Origin of the sequence: Clostridium cochlearium (genome assembly GCF_900187165.1) — a bacterium.
Classification (GTDB): domain Bacteria; phylum Bacillota; class Clostridia; order Clostridiales; family Clostridiaceae; genus Clostridium_G; species Clostridium_G cochlearium.
In genome coordinates this window covers 2,213,734-2,235,239 of the sequence record NZ_LT906477.1, presented here as the reverse complement: position 1 = coordinate 2,235,239, position 21,506 = coordinate 2,213,734, and the positions used below count along the sequence as shown (strand labels likewise).

The 21,506-nt window shown below is 27.6% G+C and carries 19 protein-coding genes and 1 riboswitch; of the genes, 15 read left to right on the top strand and 4 right to left on the bottom strand.

Features of this window, described 5'->3' with window-relative positions:
- The 5 genes from citX to CKV72_RS10890 all read left to right on the top strand — a co-directional run bounded on the left by citX (position 1) and on the right by CKV72_RS10890 (position 4,161).
- The gene (gene citX / locus CKV72_RS10910) at positions 1–513 is read left to right on the top strand and encodes a citrate lyase holo-[acyl-carrier protein] synthase (RefSeq protein ID WP_089867010.1); all 513 of its coding nucleotides are present in this window, start codon (positions 1–3) and stop codon (positions 511–513) included.
- A 15-nt stretch (positions 514–528) separates the two neighbouring features.
- A complete protein-coding gene (gene citG / locus CKV72_RS10905; protein WP_181814553.1) occupies positions 529–1,440 on the top strand; it encodes a triphosphoribosyl-dephospho-CoA synthase CitG in 912 nt (303 codons plus the stop codon).
- A gap of 128 nt (positions 1,441–1,568) precedes the next feature.
- Positions 1,569–2,807, top strand: a complete 1,239-nt coding sequence (locus tag CKV72_RS10900) for a tetratricopeptide repeat protein (protein WP_095178275.1) — start codon at positions 1,569–1,571, stop codon at positions 2,805–2,807.
- Positions 2,808–2,903: 96 nt separating this feature from the next.
- Complete coding sequence (gene trxA / locus CKV72_RS10895) at positions 2,904–3,221, top strand: thioredoxin (protein WP_089867018.1); 318 nt, start codon at positions 2,904–2,906, stop codon at positions 3,219–3,221.
- A 79-nt stretch (positions 3,222–3,300) separates the two neighbouring features.
- Complete coding sequence (locus tag CKV72_RS10890) at positions 3,301–4,161, top strand: NAD(P)/FAD-dependent oxidoreductase (protein ID WP_089867021.1); 861 nt, start codon at positions 3,301–3,303, stop codon at positions 4,159–4,161.
- A 31-nt stretch (positions 4,162–4,192) separates the two neighbouring features.
- Here CKV72_RS10890 and CKV72_RS10885 read toward each other — a convergent pair whose 3' ends face one another.
- Both CKV72_RS10885 and CKV72_RS10880 read right to left on the bottom strand, forming a co-directional pair.
- Positions 4,193–4,720 (bottom strand): cell wall hydrolase, encoded by a 528-nt coding sequence (locus CKV72_RS10885; protein WP_238056662.1) that lies wholly within the window; start codon positions 4,718–4,720, stop codon positions 4,193–4,195.
- Position 4,721: 1 nt separating this feature from the next.
- Positions 4,722–4,841, bottom strand: a riboswitch (cyclic di-AMP (ydaO/yuaA leader).
- Between the two features lie 38 nt (positions 4,842–4,879).
- Positions 4,880–5,869, bottom strand: coding sequence for a hypothetical protein (locus CKV72_RS10880; protein WP_095178274.1), 990 nt, complete (start codon positions 5,867–5,869; stop codon positions 4,880–4,882).
- A gap of 163 nt (positions 5,870–6,032) precedes the next feature.
- Between CKV72_RS10880 and cdaA the strand changes: the two genes are divergently transcribed.
- From cdaA to CKV72_RS10840, 8 genes are all read left to right on the top strand, one after another.
- Complete coding sequence (gene cdaA, locus CKV72_RS10875; RefSeq protein ID WP_095178273.1) at positions 6,033–6,881, top strand: diadenylate cyclase CdaA; 849 nt, start codon at positions 6,033–6,035, stop codon at positions 6,879–6,881.
- On the top strand, positions 6,851–8,092 hold the full coding sequence (locus CKV72_RS10870) for a CdaR family protein (protein WP_095178272.1): 1,242 nt from the start codon (positions 6,851–6,853) through the stop codon (positions 8,090–8,092). Before cdaA ends, CKV72_RS10870 begins: the two co-directional genes overlap by 31 nt.
- Positions 8,082–9,683 (top strand): NAD(P)/FAD-dependent oxidoreductase, encoded by a 1,602-nt coding sequence (locus tag CKV72_RS10865; RefSeq protein ID WP_095178271.1) that lies wholly within the window; start codon positions 8,082–8,084, stop codon positions 9,681–9,683. The genes CKV72_RS10870 and CKV72_RS10865 overlap by 11 nt, the downstream gene beginning before the upstream one ends.
- Before the next feature lie 136 nt (positions 9,684–9,819).
- Complete coding sequence (gene ptb / locus CKV72_RS10860) at positions 9,820–10,728, top strand: phosphate butyryltransferase (protein WP_089867036.1); 909 nt, start codon at positions 9,820–9,822, stop codon at positions 10,726–10,728.
- Between the two features lie 25 nt (positions 10,729–10,753).
- Entirely contained in the window at positions 10,754–11,824 is a 1,071-nt protein-coding gene (buk, locus tag CKV72_RS10855) for a butyrate kinase (RefSeq protein ID WP_095178270.1), read from the top strand.
- Between the two features lie 130 nt (positions 11,825–11,954).
- Positions 11,955–13,301: a phosphoglucosamine mutase gene (glmM, locus tag CKV72_RS10850; RefSeq protein WP_095178269.1), complete on the top strand. Its 1,347-nt coding sequence runs from the start codon at positions 11,955–11,957 to the stop codon at positions 13,299–13,301.
- A gap of 363 nt (positions 13,302–13,664) precedes the next feature.
- A complete protein-coding gene (glmS, locus tag CKV72_RS10845; protein ID WP_095178268.1) occupies positions 13,665–15,491 on the top strand; it encodes a glutamine--fructose-6-phosphate transaminase (isomerizing) in 1,827 nt (608 codons plus the stop codon).
- 216 nt (positions 15,492–15,707) lie between these two features.
- Entirely contained in the window at positions 15,708–16,496 is a 789-nt protein-coding gene (locus tag CKV72_RS10840; RefSeq protein WP_169712372.1) for an SDR family NAD(P)-dependent oxidoreductase, read from the top strand.
- A gap of 617 nt (positions 16,497–17,113) precedes the next feature.
- Here the strand turns inward: CKV72_RS10840 and CKV72_RS10835 are convergent.
- Together CKV72_RS10835 and CKV72_RS10830 are read right to left on the bottom strand one after the other, a co-directional pair.
- Complete coding sequence (locus tag CKV72_RS10835; protein WP_095178267.1) at positions 17,114–17,899, bottom strand: ABC transporter permease; 786 nt, start codon at positions 17,897–17,899, stop codon at positions 17,114–17,116.
- A gap of 3 nt (positions 17,900–17,902) precedes the next feature.
- Positions 17,903–18,538 (bottom strand): ABC transporter ATP-binding protein, encoded by a 636-nt coding sequence (locus CKV72_RS10830; RefSeq protein WP_095178266.1) that lies wholly within the window; start codon positions 18,536–18,538, stop codon positions 17,903–17,905.
- Between the two features lie 214 nt (positions 18,539–18,752).
- Here CKV72_RS10830 and CKV72_RS10825 point away from each other — a divergent pair, with 214 nt between their 5' ends.
- Both CKV72_RS10825 and CKV72_RS10820 read left to right on the top strand, forming a co-directional pair.
- On the top strand, positions 18,753–19,733 hold the full coding sequence (locus CKV72_RS10825) for a diaminopimelate dehydrogenase (protein WP_095178265.1): 981 nt from the start codon (positions 18,753–18,755) through the stop codon (positions 19,731–19,733).
- Positions 19,734–19,941: 208 nt separating this feature from the next.
- Positions 19,942–21,492 carry a sigma 54-interacting transcriptional regulator gene (locus tag CKV72_RS10820; protein WP_089867055.1) on the top strand — a complete coding sequence of 517 codons (1,551 nt, stop codon included), beginning with the start codon at positions 19,942–19,944 and terminating at the stop codon, positions 21,490–21,492.
- The last annotated feature ends 14 nt before the right edge of the window (positions 21,493–21,506 follow it).

Here is a 21,506-nt window from a genome sequence, read left to right as displayed (position 1 = left end):
ATGAAAGATTATACAGCAATGGATATATTATTAGCAAGAGAAGAAAGGGTAGAATTTCAAAATACCCTTTTAGAGAAATATAAATTGCCAATGTTATGTCTAAGAGTAAATTATCCAGGAGTTATAAAAGATAATGAAACATCAAGAGGCATAAGTAATATTTTAAAAGCAGAAATAGAAGATAAATTTGATACGCAAATTGTATATAAATGTTATAAAGTAACAGCAGAAGGACCTATATTAATTCTAATTATAGATAATATTGCCGAGGAAATAAAAAAATATAGCATATATGTAGAACAAAATCATTTACTCGGAAGATGTGTTGATATAGATGTATATAATGTAGATGGAACAGGTATTAGCAGAACTTACTTAGGATATAAACCAAGAAAATGTTTTATATGTGAGGATATGGCGCAAAACTGCGTAAGATCAAGAAAACACAGTATGGAACAGGTCATAAATTATATAGAGGAACAATATAAAAAATTTAATAATATAAATATTTAATATAGGAGAATTAATATGGAAAAATTTTATCAGGTATCAGATGTAGCTTTTGACATAAGCGGATTAGCTATTCAAGCTATGTTGTATGAAGTGGCTTGCAATCCATCACCAGGATTAGTATCTGTAGTTTCTACAGGATCACATACTGATATGGATCATTATACTTTTATAGATAGCACATCCTCATTTATAAAATATTTAGTTTTAAGTGTTCAAGCGGGATTTTCCGATGAAGATCCACAGGATATACTTAGAAAATCCAGGAAATTAGGAATAGAAGCAGAAAAAGGCATGTTTAAAAAAACTAAAGGAATCAATACACATAAGGGTATGTTATTTTTAATGGGCATATGTTGTATTGCCATAGGAAAAACTATATATGATAAAAAGCCATTTACCGAAATAAAAAATATAATAAAGCAAATGTGTAGAGGATTGGTTGAAAAAGAATTAGAACCTTTAAAGGAAAAGATGAACCAATACAACTCTATAGAAGAAATGGTTAAAAATGAGAAATTATCTTATGGAGAAAAACTTTTTGTGTTGTATGGAATGGAAGGAATAAGAGGAGAAGTAGAAAGAGGGATACCTATAGTATTTGATTTTGCATTGGACTTTTATAAAAGTTGTTCTGATTTAAATAAAAATGATAGATTAGTTAATACCCTAATAGGTATAATGCAATACTCAGAGGACTCTAATGTACTTCATAGACATTCTATGAAAGAACTGAAAAAAATGCAACAAGATGCAAAAAAGATAATACAAGAGGGTGGAATCAAAACCCTTAAAGGAAAAAATAAGATAATTGAAATGGAAAAGGAATTTGTAAAAAAAGGTATAAGTCCAGGAGGAAGTGCAGATCTCTTAGCTATAACAGTATTTCTGAGTTTAGTAGAAGAATATATAGATGAAATAAATAACTAAAAAGTATATGAATATTTTAATTCATATACTTTTTTTAAAAAATAATTTTCTATAAAATAGAAAAAACTAAAAATAAATTGTATAATTTATATAATTACAAATTATATTATAAAAAAGGAAGATATGTTATGCAAAGTTCAAAAAAACTATATCTAAAAGCTCTTAATGAATACAATAATGGATACATAAATAAGGCTCTAGAGTTATGTGAGGAAAGTATATCTATAAATATGAATAATTCTGCAGCTATAAATTTAAAAGGACTTTTACTTTATTTAAAAGGAAATCTTAAGGAAGCAAAAGCTTTATGGAAAATGAATATTCATATAAATAAAGATAGCGTTTCAGAAAAATATCTACAAGACAGTTTAGAAGATAGCATTAGAGATAATTTAATTAAAGATGCGTTAAAACTAATAGAAGAAGAAAAAATAGATAAAGCTATAATTTTATTGAATAAATGTGCAGAAAGTGATTTTAATTATATAAATGTAAATAATTATTTCTCACTTTGCTATATAAGTAAAGGAGAATATTCAAAAGCTAAAATATATATAGATAAAGTATTAAAATTAGATAAGAAAAACAAATTAGCTATTGAAAATAGCAAAAAATTATATTCATTAGGTAAAATAAAGAATAACAATAATAAATGGATATTATCATTGATTTCTATTATTTTTACAGTACTAATTGTTGTATCCATTAGTACTATAAAAAATAAAGAGTTTTTTAAAAGTAACAAATCAATTAGTGTTAATTTAAATAAGGAAAAGGATAAAAGTAATATTAAAGAAACAAAACAAGATAAGAAATTAAATAATTTAGATAAAAAAAATGAAAACAAAGAAATTATATTTAAATATAATGAACTAAAAGATTATATATCTAAAAAGGATTATGAAAAAATATATGGTGAATTAAATGAAGTTGATGTGAATAAAATTAGTGTAAATGAAAAATTTTTATACAATGAAGGAAAAGAATTATTGGAACAAGAAGGTGCAGAATATTTTTATAATAATGGCATAAATTATTTAGAAAAAAAAGAATACAAAAAAGCTAAAGAATATCTAACAAAATCCTATAATTTTGCAAACAAATCTTGGATATATCCTCATAATATATACATGCTTGGTTTGTGTAACCAAGAAGTTGGAAATATAGAAGAAGCTATAAAATATTATGAAATTTATGATAAGAATTTTAAAGATAACACATATAGTGATATAGTTTTGTATAATTTATCTATATTGTATAAGAATATAGATATAAATAAAAGTAAAAACTATGCTAAAAAGCTTGTAAATAATTATTCTAGTTCTATATATAATAATTCAAATATAAAAAATATACTAGATAAGTAATAATTATTATTAAAAACTATTGACTAAGTTTATAATATATATTATATTATAGATATAAGATATACCCTTGTAGGGTATAAATTTGGAGGGATATATATGATAAAAGAAATAAATGATTCAGTTTTTAATTCAGAGGTTTTAGATTCCGATAAAGTAACAGTTGTAGACTTTTGGGCACCATGGTGTGGACCTTGTAGAATGCTTGGACCAGTAATTGAAGAATTATCTGAAGAGATGTCAGATAAGGTTAAGTTTGTAAAAGTAAATGTAGATGAAAATCCAATGTCAGCAACTCAATATAGAGTAGCAAGTATACCAACAGTACTTGTATTTAAAGATGGTAAAATTCAAGAAACATTAGTAGGATTTAGACCAAAGCAAGCAATGCAATCTTCAATAGAAAAACACATATAAATAAATAATAGATGAATAAGTTAACACTAAGGTGTTAACTTATTATTTCTATAAAAGATAAAGGGGTGAAATTTCATAAATGAGATATGATATTGCAATAATAGGAAGTGGACCAGCAGGACTTTCATCAGCTATAAATGCAAAAATAAGAAATAAAAATATAATAGTATTTGGAAATAAGGACTTAAGTAATAAATTAGTTAAAGCTCCTTTAATAAATAATTATCTTGGATTACCAAATATAAAAGGAGAAAGTCTAAAAGAAGCTTTTCAAAATCATATAAATAATATGGGCATAGAAATAACTTATGAAAGAGTTAATGCTGTATATGCCATGGGAGAATATTTTTCTTTAATGGTAAATGATAAGATGTATGAATCAAGAAGTTTGATAATAGCCACAGGAATAGAATATACAAAACCATTAAAAGGTGAAGAAGAATTCTTAGGCAGAGGTGTAGGGTATTGTGCAACATGTGACGCACCTTTATATAAAAATAAAAATGTTATAATAATAGGACATAATAAAGAAGCAGAAGATGAAGCAAATTTTGTAAGTGAATTAACATCAAAAACTTATTATGTGCCAATGTATGAAGGAAATTACTTGTTAAATAATAATATTGAAATAATAAAAGATAGACCTTTAGAAATTACAGGACAAGACAAGGTGGAAAAATTAGTATTAAAAAATGGAGAGATAAATACAGACGGAATATTTGTGTTAAAAGACAGTATATCGCCAGGTCAATTAGTTCCAGGGTTAGAAATAGAAGGTGATCATATAAAAGTAGATAGAAGCATGAAAACTAATATAGAAGGCTGTTTTGCAGCAGGGGACTGTATAGGTAAACCATATCAATATATAAAAGCTGCTGGAGAAGGACAAGTGGCAGCATTAAGTGCTGTGTCTTATTTGGATAGTATGAAAAACAAGTAAAAAATGTCTCACTAATTAGTGAGACATTTTATTATTTTGCTATAAAAAAAACATGATTACCTATGGATTTTATATTAGATTTATTAATATTTGACATCCAATCACAGGTAGAAATTTTAGGATTATAAAAGAATAAAGCATTATTTGTAGGATCATAGCCTTTTAAAGCATCCCAAACCGCATTATAACAACTTTCATCTGGAGTTCCCTGTACTGTATTATTAATTACACAAGAAAAAGCAGAAGGTTGTAATATAACTTCTCTTATAGACTTTGGAAATCCTGGTGTATATACCCTATTTAATATAACAGAAGCCACTGCTACCTTACCCTCATAAGGTTCACCACGACTTTCACCAAAAACAACTTTGGCCATTAAGTCTATATCTGTACTATTTATATAAATATTGCCTTTTGAAGTATTAAAGATTTGGACAATTTCTCCTTCATCTCTAAATACGGTTGTATTAATGTAATCACTTGAAAAAGCCTTAACGTTATATGAAAACATTAAAAATATAGAATTTAAAATTATAAATAAAGTAAATTTTTTTTTCAACTTATTCACTCCTTTTACCGACGGGGTTAGCTGACGGGTTCGGCAAAGGCTAACCTACACAAAATGTGATTCACCCCAATTCATGGGTCCCCCGCGTTTAAAACTTAGGCCTATATTATTATTAACGTTATTTATAAAATTATACATTTAAAATATTTATTATTTTACTGTGTCTTTAAAGTTAGAATAATATTTTATAAATTCATTGTAAGTATCATTCATAATCTTATAACCTAGATCTGATTTAGAATAAATATTTGTTGATTTAGAATCATTAGCAATAACACTTTTGCTTATATCATCCTCAAAACTATGGATGTAAGAAGCATAATCATTTAAAGTTTTTGATAATAGAATATAACAATTTATTCCATCAGATGGTATAGATATTTTAGACATACTTAATTTAAGTTCTTGTAATTCCTTTTTATTTAAAGCTATTTCATTTAAAAGTTCATCTACGGAAACAGTTCTATTTTGTATTTTATCTTTATAATAAGAAAAATCTTTTCTAACTTCTAAAAATGAAGTTAAAATATAATCAACATTATAGAAATAGTCTTTATATTGACTCATTTTTATATCTTTATCTTTTTGTAAATTAACTAATTCTTGTATGTATTCAGTAGATATATTTAGACAGTCTAGAAAATCCTTACTTAAGTTTATTTTTAATTTTGGATTACTACTATTAAATAGTTCATAAAATTTTATACTATCATCCCTATATTTTTTGAAAGAATAAAAGGCTTTATCTACATCTTGGCTTTCTGGGCTATTCAATATAGCTAAAAGTTGTTCGTATGTATATATGTTATTAGTAATGCCTTTAATAAGATTAAGATGTATATCCTTATATTTTTCATTAGGTTTGTATTTTTCTAGATTAGTTTTTGAAGAATTTAAAAGTTTTATACTATTAGGTAAGTTATATCTATATTTTGATGCATTAAATATATTATTTGTGGTATAAGAAGAAACTTCTTTATTGACTTTATTTATGTTATTTATATTAGTACGTATAGATTTATTATATTGTAATAGGTGGCTGTTTTTGTTAAAGTAAATTAAAGTAAATATTGGTACAGAAATAGAAAATATTAAAAGTGTAAATAAGGCTATATATTTAATCCTTTTATTAATTTTCATAATATCCCTCCTTAAATTATAGATATTCCTAAAATAATAATAAAATTACTATATGAAAAATTAAGTTTTATAAAAAATTAAGATTTTAATATTTTTTAAATATTTTTATATAGTGTATAATTAAATATATATGCTGTATATAATCATAACAGGGGGTGAAACTATGGAAATGATAGATACAATGATAAATTCAATAAAAAATATGAATTTGTCATCCATTTTAGATATATTAGCTGTTTCATATATTTTTTATAAAGGTTACATGTTAATAAAAGAAACTAGAGCAGAACAGCTATTGAAAGGAATTATATTTTTAATAATACTCATTCCAATTAGTAAATTATTAAATTTAGAAGTGTTGTCTTGGATATTAAGTAATACTATAACTATAGGCGTTCTTTCATTTATTATTATATTTCAACCTGAAATAAGAAGAGCGTTAGAACATATAGGAAGAAGTGCTTTTAATGAGAGGCATTTAACGGAAGATGAACATACCATGGAAAAAATAATAAATGAAATAATTACTGCTGTAGATAATTTGTCAAAAACTAAAACAGGGGCATTAATAGTAATAGAAAGAGCAACAAGACTTGGAGAAACTATAAGTACAGGTGTTAAGATAGATGCCATAGTTTCATCTCAATTATTAGAAAATATATTTGTAGTAAATACACCTTTGCATGATGGTGCTACAATAATAAGAAGCGACAGAATAATTTCAGCAGGGTGTTTTTTACCATTGACAACTAATAAAAATGTGGATAAATCTTTGGGTACAAGGCATAGATCAGCTATAGGTATTTCAGAGAATTCTGATGCTATAGTTGTTGTGGTTTCTGAAGAAACAGGTACTATATCTTTAGCTGTAAATGGAAGCTTAACTAGAAATTATGATAAGGATAAATTAAGAGATATATTATTTAGAATTGTTAAGAAGGATAGTACTAGAAAAATTAATTTAAGAGAGCAGGTGACAACATGGATAAGAAAAACAAGAGAGAACAAATAATAATAAAGATATGTTGTGTCATTGCTGCTTTTGGAGCATGGTTATATATAACTAGTGTACTAAATCCAATAAAAACTTCTAAAAAAGATATACCAGTAATTATAGAAAATGAAGATGTTTTAAGAAGGTCTAATTTAGTATTAGTGTCAGATAAAGATTTACATGTAACACTTTTATTAAAGGGTCCTATAAATGACATATATTCAGTAAAAGAAAATCAATTTAAAATAGTATTAGATCTTCAATCTTATATTTTAAAAAAAGGAGAAAATAATGTACCTGTAAAATTAGAAAAGATTCCTAAAAATATAAAGGTAATGAATGAAGAAAATCTTTGGGTAAAAATAATGGTAGATGAGCTTACAGATAAGAAGTTACCATTAAGCATTAAAACTAAGGGAAAAGCAGGAGAAGGGTATTATAATTTACCCTATAGTTCAAACATAAAAGAAGTTGTTTTAAGAGGAGCTAGTAAACATATAAATTCAGTTGCAACAGCTGAAGCAGTAGTAGACTTAAACAATGCTGAAAAAGATATAGATGTATCAGTTCCAATAAAAGCTTTTGATTCAAATGGAAATGAAGTGAAATCTGTTTCCTTAGATCCAGGAGTAGCAAGAATAAAAATACCTGTAAAAAAGGTTAGTACAGTTAATGTTAATGTTAAATATGATTTAGATTCTAATAGAGAGTTAAAAGAAATAAAAAGTACACCAGATAAAGTAAAAATTATTGGAGATGAAGATGTAATAAATAACATAAGAAGCATAGATACAGAAACTATAAATTTAAATAATTTGAATAATGGAGATGAAATTCAGGCAAAATTAGTGTTACCTAAAAATATTTCTCTTGTAAAAGAACAAAGTATTTATGTTAAAGTAAAGGTATATTTTAATGGGGAAGAGGAAAATAATGAAATAAATAAACAAATTTCTATTGCAATTAAACCTATAAATTATGATGAAAATAAATATGATGTAAAATTAGACCAAGATAAAGTAACATTGAATTTATCAGGAAATTTAGAGAACATGAATTTACAGAATATAAGATGTTATATAGATTTAGCATCACTAAAAGAAGGAGATTATAATTTACCTATAAAGATAGAATTGCCTAATGGATTGAATTTAATTAGTAAATCTCCAGAAAATATTAAAGTTCAAATAAATTCTAAAGGAACATCGGAGGGAGAAAATGCCAGTTAGACTAAATAATATAATTTTAGATATAAATGAAGATATATCTATGGTAAAAGAAAGGGCATCTAAAAAAAGTAGAGTACCAGTAAAGGATATGAAAGAGTTTAAAATACTAAGAGAATCTGTAGATGCTAGAAAAAAAGATGCTATAAAATTTAATTATACAGTGGAATTCAGTTGTAACAATGAAGATAAAATAGTAAAAAGAGCTAGGAATAAAGATATTAGATTAGAAAAGAGTGTAGAAAAAAAAGAACTGTTATATGGAAATAAAACATTAAATCATAGACCAATAATAGTGGGAATGGGGCCAGCGGGATTATTTGCTGGTCTTATACTTGCTAAAAATGGATATGATCCAATAATAATAGAAAGAGGAGAAGATGTAGATAGTAGAACTTCATCTGTAAATAATTTTTGGAATACAGGTAAATTAAATTTAAACTCTAATGTACAGTTTGGAGAAGGTGGAGCAGGAACTTTTTCTGATGGAAAATTAACCACAAGAATAAAAGATTCTTGGTGTGATTTTATACTAGAAGAATTCGTAGAAAAAGGGGCACCAGAAGAAATAATTTATTCTGGTAAGCCGCATATAGGAACAGATGTATTAAAAACAGTAGTTAAGAATATAAGAAAACAAATAATAGAACTGGGTGGAGAAGTACATTTTAATAGCAAATTAGAAGATATAATAATTAAAGATAACAAATTAAAAGCTATAATAGTAAATGGTGATGAAATACCTTGTGAAGTACTTATTTTAAGTATAGGTCATAGTGCTAGGGACACTTATGAAATGCTTTTTAAAAGAGGTATTAGTGTTGAAAGTAAGGCTTTTGCTATGGGGGTTAGAGTAGAACACTCTCAAACATTGATAAATGAAAGACAATATGGAAAGTTTGCAGGTCATCCAAGATTAAAAGCTGCTGACTACAGGCTTGCACATAATGGAAAAGATAATAGAGGAATATATAGTTTTTGTATGTGTCCAGGGGGTTATGTTGTTGCAGCAGCATCAGAGGAAGGCAGAGTGGTTACAAATGGCATGAGTTATCATGATAGAAGTGGTAAGAATGCAAATTCAGCCATAGTTGTTTCTGTTACACCTAAGGACTTTTCAAGTAATAATCCTTTATCAGGTATGGAATTGCAAAGACATTATGAAGGATTAGCCTATAAATTAGGAGGAGAAAATTATTATGCACCTATTCAATTAGTTGAAGATTTTATAAAAGGGGAAAGAACTGTAAAGTTAGGAAATGTAGAACCTACATATAAGCCAGGATACAAGTTAGAGGATCTAAGAAAATGTTTGCCTTCTATAGTTGTAGATGGCCTTGTTGAAGGAATATATAATTTTGATAATAAAATAAAAGGTTTCATAAGCAGTAGATCAGTACTTACTGGAATAGAGACTAGGACTTCTGCACCTATAAGAATATTGAGAAATAAAGAATTACAAAGTATATCTACAAAAGGACTATATCCAACAGGGGAAGGAGCAGGTTATGCAGGTGGCATAATGTCAGCGGCTGTAGATGGATTAAAAGTAGGAAAAAAAATAATAGAAGAATTTAAGCCATTAAAAATATAAAAGGCAATCTTAATTTTCTGAAAAATAGCATTTTATTAAAATATTTGTTAGAATATAGAATAGGAATATTATTTCGTATAGATATATTAGTTAAAAAGATATCAAAGTTTTTTAAATAAATTTAAGAGGTGATAATATGATTAAAAATTTTGATGAAATATTAAAAAAAGTTCAAGAACAAGATACTAAAAAAGTAGCTGTGGCAGTTGCACAAGACAAACCAGTTTTAGAAGCAATAAGAGATGCTAAAAACAATAAAATAGCAGATGCAATATTAGTTGGAGACGAAGAGGAGATAAAATCCATAGCTAAAGAAATAGGCATGAATATAGAAGAATTTGAAATAATTCATGAACCAAATATGAAAAAGGCAGCTCTAAAGGCGGCAGAATTAGTTTCAACAGGAAAAGCTGACATGCTTATGAAAGGATTAGTAGATACAGCCAATTTCTTAAGAGCAGTTTTAAATAAGGAAGTAGGTTTAAGAACTGGAAAATTAATGTCCCACGTAGCAGTATTTGAAACAGATAAATTTGATAGACTTTTAATATTAACAGATGTAGCATTTAATATGTATCCTGACTTAAAAGAAAAGGCTCAAATGATAGAAAACGCAGCAGCAGTTGCACATTCAATGGGAAATGAATGTCCAAAAGTTGCAGCAGTATGTGCAGTAGAAGTTGTAAATCCAAATATGCCAGAAACTATAGATGCTTCACTTTTAGCAAAAATGAGTGATAGAGGACAAATAAAAGGTTGTATAGTTGATGGTCCATTTGCATTAGATAACGCATTATCAGAAGAAGCTGCAAAACATAAAAAAGTTACAGGACCAGTAGCAGGTAAAGCAGATATATTAGTACTTCCAGATATACAAGCAGGAAACATCATGTACAAAACATTAACATATACTACAGATGCTAAAAATGGATGTTTACTAGTTGGAACATCTGCTCCAGTAGTATTAACATCAAGAAATGATAGTCATGAAACAAAGATGTATTCAATTGCATTAGCTGCATTAGTTGCTGAGAATATGAAATAAAAAAATAAAAGGGAGGAAAATTAAAATGGCACATAAACTATTAATAATAAACCCAGGTTCTACATCAACTAAAATAGGGGTTTTTGAAGATGAAAAATTATTATTTGAAGAAACTTTAAGACATTCAGCAGAAGAAATAGGAAAATATTCTAATGTATATGAACAATTTCCATTTAGAAAAGAAGTTATCCTAAATGTATTAAAGGAAAAAGGATTTGACATAAATACTTTAGATGCAATAGTTGGAAGAGGAGGACTTCTAAAACCAGTAGAAGGTGGTACATACGAAGTTAATGATGCAATGCTTAAAGATTTAAAAGAAAGTGTTAGAGGAGAGCATGCATCTAATTTAGGTGGAATAATAGGAAATGAAATAGCTAAAAGCTTAAATATTCCTGCATTTATAGTAGATCCAGTAGTTGTGGACGAACTTCAAGATGTTGCAAGAATCTCTGGAATGCCAGAAATAGAAAGAACAAGTATATTCCATGCATTAAATCAAAAGGCAGTTGCTAGAAGATATGCAAAAGAAAACAATAAAAAATATGAAGATGTAAACATAGTTGTAGTACATATGGGTGGAGGAGCTTCTGTAGGTGCCCATAAGAATGGAAGAATTATAGATGTAAACAATGCATTAGATGGAGAAGGACCATTCTCACCAGAAAGATCTGGAGGAGTTCCAATAGGTGACTTAGTAAGATTATGCTACTCAGGTAAGTATACTTTAGATGAAATGATTAAAAAGATAAATGGAAAAGGTGGAACAGTAGCATATCTTGGTTCTAATGACTTTAGAGAGATAGAAGAAAAAGCATTAGCAGGAGATGAAAAATATAAATTAATATTAGATGCATTTATCTATCAAATAAGCAAAGAAATAGGAAAATGTGCTGTAGTTTTAGAAGGAAATGTAGATGCTATAGTTTTAACAGGTGGAATAGCATATAGTAAATATGTAACAAAAGAAATAGAAAACAAAGTTAAATTTATAGCTCCAGTAGTATTATATCCAGGAGAAGATGAACTTTTAGCATTGGCACAAGGTGGATTAAGAGTACTTAACGGTGAAGAAAAAGCAAAAGAATATAAATAAATTTTTAAGGTGACTGAGTATAAACTTAGTCACCTTAAAAATTTATTGTTACAAAAGCTAATTTATATTATAATTATTTTGTATGCTTTTAAATTAAACAATTAAGGATTAAAAAGAAAGAGGTATTAATATGAGTAGAATCTTTGGAACTGATGGTGTTAGAGGTATTGCTAATAAAGAATTAACAGCAGAAGTTGCCTATAAATTAGGTAAAGCAGGGGCCTATGTTCTAACAGAGGGAACCCACAAACCTAAAATAGTTGTGGGAATGGATACTAGAATATCTGGTCATATGCTTGAGAGTGCATTAGTATCAGGAATACTTTCTATGGGAGCAGAAGCCGTATGTGTGGGAGTAGTTCCAACTCCAGCAGTAGCATATCTAACTAGAAAATATGAAGCAGATGCAGGAGTTGTAATATCAGCTTCACATAATCCAGTAGAATACAATGGAATAAAGTTTTTTGATAAATATGGATATAAATTACCAGATGAATTAGAAGATAAAATACAATGCATTATAGAAAGTAATTTTAAAGAAGTTCCATGTCCTGTAGGTGAGGATATAGGACAAAAAATTCAAATAGATGATGCAATAAAAGATTATATAGAATTCGCTAAAGGAACTATAAAAGGAGATTTAAAGGGCTTAAAAGTGGCTCTAGATTGTGCAAATGGGGCAAGCTATAAGTCTTCAGTAGAAACTTTTAAGGAGTTAGGGGCAGAAGTTCATGTAATTAATAATGAACCTAATGGTAAGAATATAAACAAGGATTGTGGTTCAACCCATATGGAATGTTTAAGAAAATATGTAGTGGAACAAGGTTGCGATTTTGGATTAGCTTTTGATGGAGATGCTGATAGATGTTTAGCAGTAGATGAAAAAGGGAATATTGTTAATGGTGACTTTATGATGGCTATATGTGCTAAATATATGAAACAAAATGGTAATCTAGATAAGAATACCATGGTAGTTACTGTTATGAGTAATATGGGACTATTTATTGCTATGGAAAGAGAAGGAATAAACCTAATTAAGACAAAAGTTGGAGATAGATATGTATTAGAAGAAATGCTTAAAGAAGGATATAAAATAGGTGGAGAACAATCAGGACATATTATATTCTTAGATTATAATACTACAGGGGATGGTTTAGTTACTGCACTTCAACTTTCTTCTATTATAAAAAATAGCAATAAGAAACTATCAGAATTAGCTTCAATTATGAATGAATTACCTCAAGTACTTTTGAATGCTAAAGTACCTAATAACATGAAAAAAATATATATAGAAGATGAAGAAATAGCTGGAGAAATAAAGAAAATAGAAGAACAAATGAAAGGTACAGGTAGAGTACTTATAAGACCTTCAGGAACAGAACCTCTAGTAAGGGTTATGTTAGAAGGTGAAAATCAAGAGGAAATAGATAAAATAGCTCATGATTTAGTAAAATTAATTGAAAAGAAAACAAAATAATTATTAGCTTAATAATGGATAGAGATCCATAAAATTATGTTGATGTATTTCTATCCATTTTAAAAATATAATAAAGCGCCAGGGCTTAAGTTGTGAAACTTAGACTAAGGTCTGAGTAAGTTCGACTAACCAAATCAGAGATTTGGGGTAAAATTAAGGAAACTCAGACTAAAGTCTGAGTAAGTTCCACCAACCAAATCGGAGATTTGGGGTGTCACTTAAGTTGACGAGGATGGGGAGTATCGAATCTTCGGCGGGTGCCCCACGGTATCGCACTACCGTTAAAGATTGACAAAACCAAGGAGTGATTTTTGGTACAAATCAATCAGGTGTTAAAACCTTAAAAAAGAAAGGAAGATGAATATGTGCGGAATAGTTGGATACATTGGAAAAAAGGAAGCTGCACCAATTTTAGTTGAAGGATTATCAAAGTTAGAATACAGAGGATATGATTCAGCAGGAGTATCTATTATTGAAGACCAAGAAATTAGAACTAGAAAATGTAAAGGTAGATTAGTTAATCTTGAAGAAAAACTAAATGAGGAATCAATGAAAGGATATATTGGGATAGGACATACAAGATGGGCCACCCATGGAGAACCATCAGATAAAAATTCACATCCTCATAATAATGAAAAAGGAACTATAAGTGTTGTACACAATGGAATAATAGAAAATTACATGGAATTAAGAGAATGGTTAACTTCAGAAGGATATAAATTTGTATCAGAAACAGATACAGAAGTATTACCACATTTAATAGACTATTACTATGAAGGAGACTTATTAGAAGCTGTAATGACTGCTATATCTAAAGTAGAAGGAAGCTATGCAATAGGTGTAGTTTGCAGTGAAGAACCAGATAAAGTAGTTGCAGTAAGAAAGGATAGTCCTTTAATTGTAGGTCTTGGAAAAGAGGAATATTTTATTGCATCAGATATACCAGCTGTATTAAATCATACAAGGGATATATATTTATTAAAAGATAATGAATTTGTATTAATGACTAAAGATGGAGTTAAATTATTTGATAAAGAAAGAAAAGAAATAAAAAGAGAAATTTATCATGTAACTTGGAATGCAGATGCAGCTGAAAAAGGTGGATATGACCACTTTATGTTAAAAGAAATACATGAACAACCTAAAGTAATAAAGGATACAATGACTTCAAGAATAATGTTAGGAAAAGACATTAAACTAGATAATATAGAAATTTCTAAAGAACAAATGGGAAAAATAAATAAAATATATATAGTAGCTTGTGGAACAGCATATCATGCTGGAATAGTTGGAAAATATGCAATAGAAAAATTAGCTAGAATACCAGTTGAAGTGGATATAGCTTCAGAATTTAGATATAGAAATCCTATAATAGATGAAAATACTTTAATGATAATAGTAAGTCAATCTGGAGAAACTGCAGATACCCTAGCGGCTTTAAGAGAAGGAAAAGAAAAAGGTGCTAGAGTTATAGCAATAACAAATGTAGTTGGAAGTTCAATATCCAGAGAAGCAGATGATATATTATACACTTGGGCAGGACCAGAAATAGCTGTAGCATCAACTAAGGCTTATGAAACTCAATTAGTTGCAATGTATATATTAGCTCTTTACTTTGCTCAAGAAAAAGGAACACTTAATAAAGAAGAATTAGAAGAGTTAAAAGCAGAAATGTTATCTATACCTGATAAGGCAGAAAAATGTTTAGAAACTGATAAAGTAATGAAAGAATTGGCTTCAAAAACTCATATGAAGAAAGATATGTTCTTCTTAGGAAGAGGTCTTGATTATGCTGTAGCACTAGAAGGATCTTTAAAATTAAAAGAAATATCCTATATACATTCAGAAGCCTATGCAGCAGGAGAATTAAAACATGGACCTATTGCATTAATAGAAGAAGGTACTATAGTCATAACACTAGCAACTCAAGAAGAATTATTTGATAAAACTGTAAGTAATATAAAAGAAGTAACCACAAGGGGAGCAAAGGCAATAGGAATAGCTTTTGAAGGACAAAAGAATATGGAAAAAGCTGTAGAGGAAGCTATTTATATTCCAAAGACTAAATCAATTTTTGCACCTTTATTATCTGTTATACCACTACAATTATATTCTTACTATGTATCTTTAGAAAAGGGATGCGATGTGGATAAACCAAGGAATTTGGCTAAGTCAGTTACTGTGGAATAGATTATAAATTATTTAAGTTTTTTAGATTTACGACCTAAAGGTGTGTAATTACCTTTAGGTTGTTTTTCTTTATAATGTAATTTGTTAAAGATATCAAAGAATCCTTATTTAACTAAAAGGTAAATTAATATGTTAAAATAATAGTAAGATTGTGATTATTAATATAGTAAATATATATTTTTAAGGGGAGAAACATATAAGAATGGGGTGTAAATTTTGGAAAAAAATAAAAGAGAAACAGTTCTAATAACTGGTGCATCCTCTGGAATAGGCTATGAATTAGCTCATGTATTTGCACAAAATAATTATAATTTAATATTAGTGGCAAGAAGAATAGATAAATTAAATGAAATGAAAAAATATTTTAATGATAATTATAAAATATATGTAGAGGTAATAGAAAAGGATTTATCAAAACCAAGGGCAGCAGAAGATGTATTTTATAAAATAAAGGATTTGGGGTTTGATATAGATGTACTTGTAAATAATGCTGGAGTGGGACATTGTGGCCTATTCCATGAAATAGAGTTAGAAAAATATAGAGAGACAATACAACTTAATATAATAGCATTAACTGAACTTACTAAACTTGTAACTACAGATATGGTTACAAGAAGAAAGGGGAGCATATTAAATATAGCGTCCACTGGAGCTTACCAACCAGGACCTTTGATTTCTGTATATTATGCAACAAAAGCCTATGTTTTATCCTTTTCAGAAGCCATTTATAATGAATTTAAACCTTATAATATAAAAGTTACAGCACTATGCCCTGGAACTACAAACACAGAATTTGCTAAGAACTCAGGAAAAGGAGAGTTAAAAAACGCAATGAGTGCTAGAACTGTAGCTGAAATAGGATATAGGGCTTTAATGAAGGGAAAAAGAGTTGAAGTGCCTGGTATTTTAAATAAAGCTTTGGTATTTATATCTAAAATAACACCTAGAAGAATTTTAGCATCTATTGTAAGAAGTATACAAAGAAAAGCTATAGAAATTAAATAGTGCGACAGAGGACAATTGACATAGGACAATGAAGGAAGATTTAAAATAAATTAATCTTTATATAATAATTTATTTTAATTATTTGTTATTAATCTAGCGACTGTGTCGCAAGCCGATAGGCCGCCGTTAATTAATGAATAATGAACAACGAACAATGAATAATTATTGAGGATTTTTTCACTTTGTTACAAAAAATCTTTGATTATATGAATTTTTATAAAAACTAAAACTAAACTATTCAATAGAATTTTATAGCTTGAAAGATTTTAACACTATAGCCTGACTTAATTTTAATGTTCTTAAAAACTAAAGCGATGTTTAGCAAAGCTTAAACGAGCCATCAATAAAAATTTCAAAGGTTTAGCTTTAGCTAAACCCAAAGATCTTATAAAATTAGAAACTTTTCGTAACAACAGTGGAGAAAAGATGTCAATCATCTTCCACTTTCCATTCTCCATTTTCAATTATAACTAATAAGATTAAAGATTTTCTGACGTAAGGAAGAAAATCCTCCTAAATTGTTCATTATTCATTGTTAGTTGTTCATTAAAAATTGTCCTCTGTCCTCTGTCAATTGTCCTCTGTAAAAATTTTGCGTTACAAAATTTTTATATTGTCTATTCACTAATTATTAATTGGTTTTCTTCATTAAAGAAAGTTTTATATCCTAAATTAACAAATAAAATTACCGATAAGGAAACACTACCTAATACTCCTAGCATAATTGCTACTTGATATCCAATGGCTGTTACAGGAGAGGTTCCAGATAAAATTTGTCCAGTCATCATTCCAGGAAGAAAAACTATTCCCATTCCAACCATAGAATTTATAGTAGGTAAAATAGCAGCATCAAAAGCATTGTCAACTATTTGTTTTGATGCCATTTTAGGAGTAGCACCTAACATTAAAGCAGATTCAACAAGGTGCTTTTGTGAATTCATACCATCAATAAGTCTAGATACACCAAGAGAAATACCAGTCATAGAATTACCAATTAACATACCAGCTATAGGAATAAAATATCTAGGATTATACCAAGGTGATATACCTATTACTATAAATAAAAAATAAAAAAGACTAGTTAATGTACCAAATATCATAGAAATACATATTGCTTTTTTAAGGGATTTAGATAATTTTATTGTTGATCTATTAAAAATATTGTATATAGCGAAAGTTTCCATAATACATATAACTAAAATAGTAAATACAGGGCTTGCGTTATCAAAAATATAAATAAGTATATAGCCAGTTAGTATTAATTGAATTGTCATTCTAAAAGTTGAAATAAGAATTTCTTTTTCACGGGGAATACCTCGTTTTTTTACTATAAATAATAAAATAAGTATAAAAATATAGGCTGAAGCCATTTGCCACATTTGAAGATTTATTACACCATCCATAAACTATTCCTCCTTTATAAAAAGACTACCATTTTTTATTTCAATAATGTTATCAGAAAAATTCTTTGCAATTTTTTTAGAATGGGTAACCATAATAAGAGTTTTATTATTTTTTTTAGTGTATTCTACTAAAGAACTTATAATAAGATGTTCAGTATCTTCATCTAAGGCAGAAGAAGGCTCATCTAATAAAAAAACTTCTGGATTTAAAAGTAAAGCTCGTGCAAGACATAATTTTTGCTTTTCACCACCAGATAACTTTTCTACACTTTCAGATAGTTCTTTATCTAACTGAACAAACTCTAATATTTCATATAATATTTCATCTGGAACTAAAGGTTTTTCAGAAAATTTTATCCCTATAAGTAAATTTTCTTTAACATTACCATTGAACATAACAGGTATTTGAGGAAGCATAATTACCTCTCTCCTTAATTTAATAGAATCTATAGTTTTTAAGGATTTATCATTGTATAAAATTTCTCCCTCGTCATAACTTATAATTTTATTTAATAATCTTAAAAGAGTTGTTTTTCCACTGCCGCTTTGACCTACAATGCAAGTTACTTTATGTGATGGAATATTAAGCTCTCTAATATTAAGTATATTTTTATAACTAACATTTTTAAATAAAAACATGAAATTCAGCTCCTTTTAATAAACAGGATAAGATTTATATAGTAATTATATCAGAACATATAAAATAATTATAGCAATGCATATAACCTCTTATTATAGATATTATAATGAATACTAATTTCCATTCATGAAAAAATATATATAAAAAAGTTTAGTGAATAGGTATGATTTTGATATAATAATAATATAAACAATAAGCATAGGAGGGGCTAAAATGAATAGTAAAATCAGAATAGGAATTGTAGGATATGGAAATATAGGTAAAGGTGTAGAAAAGGCAATTAAGCAAAATGAAGATATGGAACTAGAAGCTATATTTACAAGAAGAGATGTAAACAAAGTAGATAGTAATAATTCTAAGTTAGTACATATTTCTAGATTAGAGTTATATAAAGATATAGTTGATGTAATGATTTTGTGTGGTGGTTCTGCTACAGATTTAGTAGAACAAGGACCTATGATTGCATCACAGTTTAATACTGTAGATAGTTTTGATAATCATGGCAGAATACCTCAATATTTTGAGAAGATGGATGAAGTGGCTAAAAAGTCAGGGAAACTAAGTTTAATATCTACAGGATGGGATCCAGGTTTATTTTCTCTAAATCGTCTTTTAGGTGAAGCTATTTTACCTAAGGGGAAAACACATACATTTTGGGGAAAAGGAGTAAGTCAAGGTCACTCAGACGCAATTAGAAGAGTACAGGGTGTAAAAAATGGAATACAATATACAATACCAATAAAAGAAGCTTTAAATAAAGCTAGAAGTGGAGAACAATGTGATTTTACTACAAGGGAAAAACATGAAAGAGTTTGCTATGTAGTTCCAGAAGAAAATGCAGATTTAAAAAAGATAGAACATGATATTAAAACTATGCCAGACTATTTTGCAGATTATAATACAACAATTCATTTTATTACAGAAGAAGAGCTTAAATTAAATCATGCGGGATTACCACATGGAGGGTTTGTAATAAGATCTGGAAATACTCAAGGTGGAGCTAAACAAGTAATGGAATTTAACTTAAAATTAGAAAGCAATGCAGAATTTACTTCTAGTGTTTTAGCAGCTTATTCTAGAGCTATATATAAGCTTTCTAAAGAAGGTAAAAAAGGAGCAGTTACAGTTCTTGATATTCCTTTTGCATATCTTTCACCTAAAACATCAGAACAATTAAGAAAAGAATTACTATAAGTTTAAATATGTTGTTTTAATTTATAAATAAAAAACTAAATTTAAAATGGAGATTGAATATTTTTTTATATTCAGTCTCCATTTTAAATTTACAAATAATATCATTAATATCAATATTTATAAAAAGGATAGCATATATATTGATATTAATATAAAACTTAATTATCATTTATAAAAGACATTAATTTAAAAAGGGGAATATTATTGTATGGATAAGTATATTAGATTAGAGATTACAGCTGTAGACAGAATGGGAATGACTTTGAAAATATTAGATAAAATTTATGAACTGAATATAAATCTTACATCTGTAGAAGTATTTCCTAATAAAGTATATGTAAAAATAAAAAACATACATAAAAATAAAATATCTCAATTAATAAAAAATATATATAGTATAGATGGTATATATAATATAAGAAAGATAGAACTTCTTGAACATGAAAAATATCACAGAAAATTATTAGCTATAATTGATTCTGTAGATGAGGGAATCATGTATATAAATAAGGAATTAAAGATAGAAGTATTTAATAAATATTGTGAAAGAATGTTTTGTTGCGAAAAAAATTATATTGAAGGAAAAGATATAACAGCATTAATAAAGGATGATTCAATAATTGATTTAATAGAAAGTGGAGAAAAAAAAGATAATATAAAAATAGGAAAAGGTGAAAATTATTATTTAACTACTATAACCCCAGTAAAAGATGATGAAGGTAAAAATATAGGTGTTGTTTTATCCATAAGAGATATGGAAAAGGCTTTGGAAATTGCAAATGTGGTTTCTTCTAGCAATGAAGGAGCTTTTAAAGAAATAATAGGAAATAGTGAAACTATAAAAAATGTAAAAGAAATTATAAAATCTGTAGCTAAGAATAACTCTACAATTATGTTGCGGGGAGAAAGTGGAACAGGAAAGGATTTATTTGCAAAAGCAATTCATAATTTAAGTAGGAGAAATGATAAAAAGTTAGTAACTATAAATTGTGCTGCAATACCTCATAATTTAATTGAAAGTGAATTATTTGGATATGAAAAAGGAAGTTTTACAGGAGCAGTATCTACTAGAGAGGGGCTATTTAAAGAAGCTCATGGAGGAACTTTATTCTTAGATGAAATAGGGGAATTACCTTTATTAGTACAAGCTAAACTTTTAAGAGTATTACAAGAAGGTACTATAAGAAAAATTGGTAGTAATAAAGAGGAAAAAATAGATGTGAGAATTATATGTGCTACTAATAGGAATTTAGAAGATATGGTTAAGAATAAAGAATTTAGGGAGGATTTATATTATAGATTAAATGTAATCCCCATAGTTATTCCTCCTTTAAGAGACAGAATAGAAGATATACCTATATTAACTGGATTTTTTATTGAGAAATTAAATAAAAAATTAAATAAACAAATCATGGGAGCAGAACTTGAATTTATAGAAGAACTTTTAGAATATCAATGGCCGGGGAATATAAGGCAGCTAGAAAATGTAATAGAAAGAGCCATGAATTTATGTAATTTGGAAATGCTAAAAAAAGAACATGTAATGATAAATTTAACTAAATCATCTCCTATTAGTAAAGATAAAAGTAAAAAAAATAATTTTAAATTAAAAGACATAATAGAAGCAGTGGAAAAAGAAGCCATAATGAAATCTTTAAAAGAAAACAAAAGTTTTAGAAAAACAGCTAAGGACTTAGGCGTATCACACACAACTATTATAAATAAGGTGAAGAAATATAACATAAAATGGAAAGAGTAGTTTACAAGTGTAAA

Coding starts and splice junctions, on each gene's coding strand:
- citX (WP_089867010.1), top strand. CDS start 1: ATGAAAGATTATACAGCAATGGATATATTATTAGCAAGAGAAGAAAGG.
- citG (WP_181814553.1), top strand. CDS start 529: ATGGAAAAATTTTATCAGGTATCAGATGTAGCTTTTGACATAAGCGGA.
- CKV72_RS10900 (WP_095178275.1), top strand. CDS start 1,569: ATGCAAAGTTCAAAAAAACTATATCTAAAAGCTCTTAATGAATACAAT.
- trxA (WP_089867018.1), top strand. CDS start 2,904: ATGATAAAAGAAATAAATGATTCAGTTTTTAATTCAGAGGTTTTAGAT.
- CKV72_RS10890 (WP_089867021.1), top strand. CDS start 3,301: ATGAGATATGATATTGCAATAATAGGAAGTGGACCAGCAGGACTTTCA.
- CKV72_RS10880 (WP_095178274.1), bottom strand. CDS start 5,869: ATGAAAATTAATAAAAGGATTAAATATATAGCCTTATTTACACTTTTA.
- cdaA (WP_095178273.1), top strand. CDS start 6,033: ATGGAAATGATAGATACAATGATAAATTCAATAAAAAATATGAATTTG.
- CKV72_RS10870 (WP_095178272.1), top strand. CDS start 6,851: ATGGATAAGAAAAACAAGAGAGAACAAATAATAATAAAGATATGTTGT.
- CKV72_RS10865 (WP_095178271.1), top strand. CDS start 8,082: ATGCCAGTTAGACTAAATAATATAATTTTAGATATAAATGAAGATATA.
- ptb (WP_089867036.1), top strand. CDS start 9,820: ATGATTAAAAATTTTGATGAAATATTAAAAAAAGTTCAAGAACAAGAT.
- buk (WP_095178270.1), top strand. CDS start 10,754: ATGGCACATAAACTATTAATAATAAACCCAGGTTCTACATCAACTAAA.
- glmM (WP_095178269.1), top strand. CDS start 11,955: ATGAGTAGAATCTTTGGAACTGATGGTGTTAGAGGTATTGCTAATAAA.
- glmS (WP_095178268.1), top strand. CDS start 13,665: ATGTGCGGAATAGTTGGATACATTGGAAAAAAGGAAGCTGCACCAATT.
- CKV72_RS10835 (WP_095178267.1), bottom strand. CDS start 17,899: ATGGATGGTGTAATAAATCTTCAAATGTGGCAAATGGCTTCAGCCTAT.
- CKV72_RS10830 (WP_095178266.1), bottom strand. CDS start 18,538: ATGTTTTTATTTAAAAATGTTAGTTATAAAAATATACTTAATATTAGA.
- CKV72_RS10825 (WP_095178265.1), top strand. CDS start 18,753: ATGAATAGTAAAATCAGAATAGGAATTGTAGGATATGGAAATATAGGT.
- CKV72_RS10820 (WP_089867055.1), top strand. CDS start 19,942: ATGGATAAGTATATTAGATTAGAGATTACAGCTGTAGACAGAATGGGA.